Source organism: Cypionkella sp. (genome assembly GCF_030652235.1).
GTDB lineage: Bacteria > Pseudomonadota > Alphaproteobacteria > Rhodobacterales > Rhodobacteraceae > Cypionkella.
Map to the genome: position 1 here is coordinate 72,345 of NZ_JAUSBA010000015.1, position 6,039 is coordinate 78,383.

The 6,039-nt window shown below is 59.1% G+C and carries 6 protein-coding genes; all 6 read left to right on the forward strand.

From position 1 onward, the window contains the following. Positions 1–20 precede the first annotated feature (20 nt). The 6 genes from Q7V03_RS03865 (at position 21) to Q7V03_RS03890 (ending at position 5,957) form a co-directional block, all read left to right on the forward strand. A complete protein-coding gene (locus Q7V03_RS03865) occupies positions 21–1,160 on the forward strand; it encodes a primase-helicase zinc-binding domain-containing protein (RefSeq protein ID WP_304924288.1) in 1,140 nt (379 codons plus the stop codon). Further along, positions 1,153–1,401 (forward strand): hypothetical protein, encoded by a 249-nt coding sequence (locus Q7V03_RS03870; RefSeq protein WP_304924289.1) that lies wholly within the window; start codon positions 1,153–1,155, stop codon positions 1,399–1,401. Before Q7V03_RS03865 ends, Q7V03_RS03870 begins: the two co-directional genes overlap by 8 nt. Beyond that, positions 1,398–3,260, forward strand: a complete 1,863-nt coding sequence (locus Q7V03_RS03875) for a phage/plasmid primase, P4 family (protein WP_304924290.1) — start codon at positions 1,398–1,400, stop codon at positions 3,258–3,260. The genes Q7V03_RS03870 and Q7V03_RS03875 overlap by 4 nt, the downstream gene beginning before the upstream one ends. 436 nt (positions 3,261–3,696) lie before the next feature. Beyond that, positions 3,697–4,356 (forward strand): hypothetical protein, encoded by a 660-nt coding sequence (locus Q7V03_RS03880; protein ID WP_304924291.1) that lies wholly within the window; start codon positions 3,697–3,699, stop codon positions 4,354–4,356. Positions 4,357–4,449: 93 nt separating this feature from the next. Continuing rightward, a complete protein-coding gene (locus Q7V03_RS03885; RefSeq protein ID WP_304924292.1) occupies positions 4,450–5,172 on the forward strand; it encodes a hypothetical protein in 723 nt (240 codons plus the stop codon). Positions 5,173–5,330: 158 nt separating this feature from the next. Then, positions 5,331–5,957 (forward strand): terminase small subunit, encoded by a 627-nt coding sequence (locus Q7V03_RS03890; RefSeq protein ID WP_304924293.1) that lies wholly within the window; start codon positions 5,331–5,333, stop codon positions 5,955–5,957. The last annotated feature ends 82 nt before the right edge of the window (positions 5,958–6,039 follow it).

Consider the following 6,039-nt stretch of genomic DNA (forward strand, 5'->3'; position numbering starts at 1 on the left):
CTGATGGTGAGGCAATCGCTATGCAGATAACAGATCACCGGATCGCGGATGCCAAGCGCAAGGGCATGGCTGCGATCATGCAGCAGCTCGACATCAACGGGCTGAAGCGCGGCGGCGTCGAATGGACTGGGCCTTGCCCAATCTGCGGCGGAACTGATCGGTTCTCGATCAACACCCGCAAGTCGCAGTTTCTCTGCCGGCAGTGTGGCGGCAAGGGTGATGAGATCGGCTTAGTGCGCTTCATCATGGGATTGGATTTCGTCGGCGCGTTGGAATGGATCTGCGGGCCGAAACAGCAGCTGTCCGATGCCGAGATTGCCAAGCGGGCCACGCGTGATGCAGAGAACATGGCGCGCAAACAACGCGAAGCCAAGGCCTATCACGACAAAGCCGTGCGCGAGGGGCGCGAGGTTTGGGAGGCTGGCAAACCTGCTGAGGATAGCCCGGTGCGGGATTATCTCAGCTTACGCGGCATCACTCGTGCGCTGTTCCCTAAGCTGCCGGCGTGCCTGCGGTTTGCCCCGGATCTTGCTTACATGGTGTCAAACCCAGATCGCGGCAGTTCGAACAAATGGATTGAGATACATCGGGGCCCCGCGATGCTGGCGGCAGTACAAGGGCAGAATGATCGGTTCTGCGCTGTGCACCGCACCTGGTTCGATCTGGCCCAGCCGCAGGGCAAGGTCCGCATCCTTGATCCGGTGACGGCCGAGCCGCTGCCGCGCAAAAAAGGCTGGGGGGCGAAGAAGGGTGGCGCGATCCGGCTGCGCAATGGCGCTGCCGCCAACCGCACGCTGGTGATGGCCGAGGGGATTGAGACCACGCTGTCGGCGCTGATCGGCGATGCTTATCCCGGTGCGCATTATTGGGCAGGCGTCGATCTGGGCAACATGTCCGGCCAGCGCATGACGGGCAAGGGGCTGAAATACGCCGGTATCCCCGATCTGGAAGATGCCGAGGCATTCCTGCCGCCGCCTTGGGTCGATCGGCTGATCTTCGTGAAGGACGGCGATTCCGACCCGCGCGATACCCAAGCCAAGCTTGAGGCAGGCATCCGCCGCGCGATGGTCAATCGCCCCGGCCTGCGCGGCCAAATTGCACCCTGCCCGGATGGGCTGGATCTGAATGACGTTTTGTTGGGGGGCGGGAAAAATGGCTGACATGACCATCACCCTCGACGCCACCAACCACACTGCCTTCATGGCGGGGGGCAGATGGTCGCAAACTGTGCCACTGGCCGATCTGTCGGGGTGGCTGAAGCTTTATCGCAACCTATGGGCCCGCCTGCCTGACGGCAAAAAGCCAGTTCCGGGCAAACCCGGCCCTTGGGCAGTATTTTACGAAGCAGACGTGCGAGCGCTCGAAGGTGCCGTCCGCAAAGCACAAGAGATAATGAGATGAGCGAGCCAAACCTAGAGTCCGTGCGCCGCGTACTGGCCGATGCCCAGGACGTTGAACTGCCCGACGATATGGCCCCGCACCCCGACACTGAGGCAGGGCAGGGCGATGATGATCCCTATCAAGGCATGGAACCGGATTATACGCCGCTGTCAGCAGAAGGCGAAAGTGCCGAGGATCTGCGTGAGGCATCGACCTATCCGATCAACGATCTGGGCAATGGCCAGCGCTTTGTTTTGCACTTTGGCGAGAATGTGATGTCGGTGCCGCGGGTGGGTTGGCATGTCTGGGATGATCACGTCTGGGCGGTTGATCCAGATATGATCGCCACGCGCCGCAAAGCGCAGCGTCTGTCCGAACTGGTGCTGGCCGAAGTGCCCTACCTGGTGCTGTCAGAAGCTAAGATGGCGATGATCGCTGAAGAGCGGGCGTTAAAGGTCGAACTTGATGCGCTGCATAAGCAAACAGATGATGAGGGCAAACTTTCGGCTGAGGCGCAGAGCAATATAACGCGTGTGCGGCATGAGCTGGGCGTCATAGATGGCTACAAGACCAGTCTGTCCAAGATTCGCAGCGCGCACCGCACCTTCGCCCGCTCGACCGGCAACACCGCCAAAATCAAAGCCGCGCTGACCGAGGCCGAAGTGCCGTTGGCAGTGCGGGTGGAAGATCTCGACACTCAGCACCTCGATGTGAACACCCAAAGCGGCGTGCTGCGATTCAGTCTTGGCGAGCATCATTCCGGCATTGGCCGAGAGGTGCGGGTTGATCTGTTGCCCGCAGACCGTGAACTGCGCATGACTAAGATCATGGCGACGGGCTATGATACCACAGCGATCTGCCCGATCTTCGATGCCTTCCTACAGCGCATCATGCCCGACCCGATGATGCGCGCCTTCCTGCAGCGCTGGTTTGGCTATTCCATGCTTGGACTGACCAACGAACAAGCCTTGGCATTCTTTTTCGGCATGGGGGCAAACGGCAAATCCGCGCTGGTCGATCTAATAGCGCGTCTTTTGGGCAGCTATGCCGCCACCGCCAAGATTGAAAGCCTGACCGGGCAGAACCGAAGGTCAGGCGGCGATGCGACGCCTGACCTGATCAGTATCGTCGGCGCACGCATGGTGCGGGCGTCCGAGCCTGAAAAGGGCGTCCAGTGGCAAGAGGGGCTGATCAAGCAGCTGACCGGTGGTGAGCCCATCCTGGTGCGGGCGCTGAATGAGAACTTCTTTGAGGTCGTGCCCAAGTTCAAGCTGACGATCGGCGGTAACCATGCGCCCGATATTCGTGGCATGGATGATGGCATCTGGCGACGGTTGATGATCGTGCCGTTTGACGTGCAGATCCCGAAGGAAGAGCGCGACCCGATGCTGGTGCAGAAGATGCTGGCCGAGGGGCCGGGTATCTTGAATTGGCTGGTTGCAGGCGCGCGGGCTTACCTCGAGAGTGGACTAGCGCCACCTGCGCAGGTGATGGCAGCCACTGACACGCTGCGTAAAGATGCTGATCCCTATGGTAAGTTCCTTGATGAAGCCTGCCTCGTGACTGGGGATGATCGAGACAGCCTGTCGTCGCGCGAGCTGATGCTGTGTTTCATGTTCTGGCAAATGCAGCGCGGTGAGACGCCTTTCAAAGAGCGGACCATCTCGACCAATATGAAAGACCACTCGCGCCGATGGCGATCGCCCAAGACTGGCAAGCAGTTCGTGGCGCGCGAGACGGGTCGGTTCAATGGCTATGACGGGTTGCGGCTGACAGACATCTTCCGCCGCGACTGGGATCTAGCGCCCAAGAATACCGAAGGACGCGCTTTGAGCCTCGGCCAAGCCGCTGACCCCAACCGCTATGGGGATGACATTTGATGCCGCCCCGCACCCCAGTCTTGCAAAAACCGGAGGGGATGGAGGGGATAGCCTGCCTTCGGAGGGGATGGGCCTGCTTCACGGGGTCGGGGGGAAGTGTTTGTGGATCAAAGGCTTGCGGCGTTTTGGGAGGGGATGGAGAGGATGGAGAGGATAATTGTAACCCGCCGCATGCGCGCGCGATTACGGGGTCTGGGGGAAGTAGCAGAGGATATCTCTCTATGTGGGGGTTGCAATTATCCCCTCCATCCTATCCATCCCCTCCGGTTTGCCCTCAACCCTATGATTTCAGGCAGTTTATTACTCTGCATTCTCTGCAATCTATCCTCTCCCTTTTATCTTCTATCCTCTCCATCCCCTCCCTGAAAAAATCAACAAAACTACGAGTAGTTAGTAAGAACAGCGAAATCGCTAAATCTGGTAAAGGGCTATCGGCATGACAAGAAAAAACACAGCCAAACGCGAGATGTCGATTAAAGCGGCGCTGGAATGGGCTTTCGGCACTGAACATGCCCAGCTCGACTTCGATGACGCGCCACAGGGAGCGCGACCCGGTATGTCGACGATCTGGCTGATGATGCAGCGCGGGGCCTTGGGCTGCCAGATCGATGGTGGTGGGGCCAGCAAGGTGGCGGATGATGCTGACGCCATCGCAGGGGCGCTGGCTGGGCTGCCGGTGGCCTTGGGTGGTAAAGCAATGGCGGCTGATATGGCAGCCTGGGCGAGGGCAGGGGGCGAGCCTGAATGGGCGATCAACATGACCCCTCGCTGTGTGCCGCGCCAATGGTCCCGCGATAACCAGTTTGGGGCTTTTGCCAAGACGGTAGTGATCGAAACGCTCGAAGTCGCTGGCAAACGCGGTCGCCGCGCGCGCTTCGATGTTCTGGCTTGCCCGGTGACATATGTGCCTACTGCGTCGCAGATCGCCATGGTGCGGCGGCGTTATCTTGGCTGGCGGTTGGCCCTGCATCACCTCCGCGGTGCTCTGGTTGGCGTCTTGGATAACATAACGCTGACCGATGAGATGCCACTATCGGCCCCTTGGAGTTCCCTAGGCGATCCGTCAATTGCCGCGTCAAACTACAAAGCCGCTTGACACAAACAGCTTATATTGACATTTTGCCACGAGAACAGCTGCGACCGGATGGGAAACCCTCCGGTCGTTTGCATTTGAAGGGTGGGTAGTGAGGTGAGCACAGGGCTTCGTCTCGACACATCTGCCTTCACCTCTGCTTTGCAGGCGCTGGCAAGTCGTGACGTTGGTATCGCTGTGGCTTGGGCGTTGAATGACACCGCAACCGATGTGCTGGATCATATCCAAGATCGAATGAAGGTCGTCTTCGATAGGCCCACACGTTTCACACAGAACGCCTTCATGGTGGTCAAGGCACAAGCGAACAGGGCAGAAGCTGCGGTGCAAGAGCGACCATTGGTTGGGTCGCGGCATTATCTGAAGGTTGAGGAAAGCGGTGGACCGAGGGCACAGTCGGGCTTTGAGCGGCTACTGTCTCGAAGCCTTGCCTATGAAGGCATTGTCCAGTCGATCATTCCGGCCGACAACGCGCGGCTTGATGCGTATGGCAACTGGTCGGCGGGTGAGCGCAATCAGGTGCTGTCGGGCCTGATGGCGCAGCGTGATGGGCTATCGAACAGCACGGCTGCTTCCAAGAAGCGCAACGCCAAGCGGGCCGCCTACTTCATCCCGAAGCACGGGCTGTCGCCGGATATCTATAAACGGGAAGCCTCGGGTCAGATCGGTGTCATCGCTCACATCTCGGCAAAGGTGCCCGTCTACCAGCAGCGGCTTGGTTTCTTCGATACGGCAGCGGATGTCTGGCGCGATAAGCTGCCGGGCCACCTCGCCCGCACTATCGGCCAAATGATCGCAAAGCGGTTCGGCACCGTCGGTTAAAGCCTTGGGTCCTTCCCGGCCAAACCCCGCACACGGGTAATTCGCACCCCGTTACATGGGGCAGTGATTTTTCCGGCGGGGGTGGGTGTTTGGGTTGTTGTGATTGATTATAAAGGGAAATTGCTATGTCTTCTATCCTCACTCTAGCAGATGGGGTTGTGATTGATCTGTCGCACTATCCTCTGCCTGAAGGGGTGGATGATGATGTGCCACTCAATCGCACTCAGCTCGGCCGCGCTTTCAGCGTGTCGGAGAATACGATCACCAAATGGGTGGCACTGGGTATGCCGGTGCTGAGTGCTGGGCAGAATGGTGTCGCCTATGAATTTCGTTTGTCGCATTGCTGGGCATGGAAATCTTGGCGCGACGGTGAGACGCGCGCCACGAAAGAGCGTGGTGACCTGGTAGCGCAACAGGCAAGCCTACGCTTCCGAAATCGCGACGACGAAGATGAAGAAGCTGATCGGCCAATGACTGCCGCCGAGGTGCGCGCGGAAGCAGAGGCAGATTATCATCGCAATCGTGCCGCGGAACAGCGCGGCGAACTCATGCGCACGGCTCGGGTACGGGTGGCGATTGAGGATGTTATCGTCGCCTTCGGAACGGCGATGGATACATTGCCAGACTGGGCAGAAATGGAATTTGGCCTGACACCTGACCAAGTGCAGCAGCTGCAAGACAAAGCCGATGCAATCCGCCAAGAGGCCCGCGCGCTATGTGAGCGACAGGTTGGTGCGCGCGGTGTCGTGGCCTTTGACAGTCCGCAAGGGCAGATGGCTATTTGATGGTGATGATGTCGGAAACTACGGCGCGTTCGTTTCAACGGCTTGCTCCACTCCCGCCTTTCATGACCCCCGAGGAGGTGAT

Coding starts and splice junctions, on each gene's coding strand:
- Q7V03_RS03880 (WP_304924291.1), top strand. CDS start 3,697: ATGACAAGAAAAAACACAGCCAAACGCGAGATGTCGATTAAAGCGGCG.
- Q7V03_RS03865 (WP_304924288.1), top strand. CDS start 21: ATGCAGATAACAGATCACCGGATCGCGGATGCCAAGCGCAAGGGCATG.
- Q7V03_RS03875 (WP_304924290.1), top strand. CDS start 1,398: ATGAGCGAGCCAAACCTAGAGTCCGTGCGCCGCGTACTGGCCGATGCC.
- Q7V03_RS03870 (WP_304924289.1), top strand. CDS start 1,153: ATGGCTGACATGACCATCACCCTCGACGCCACCAACCACACTGCCTTC.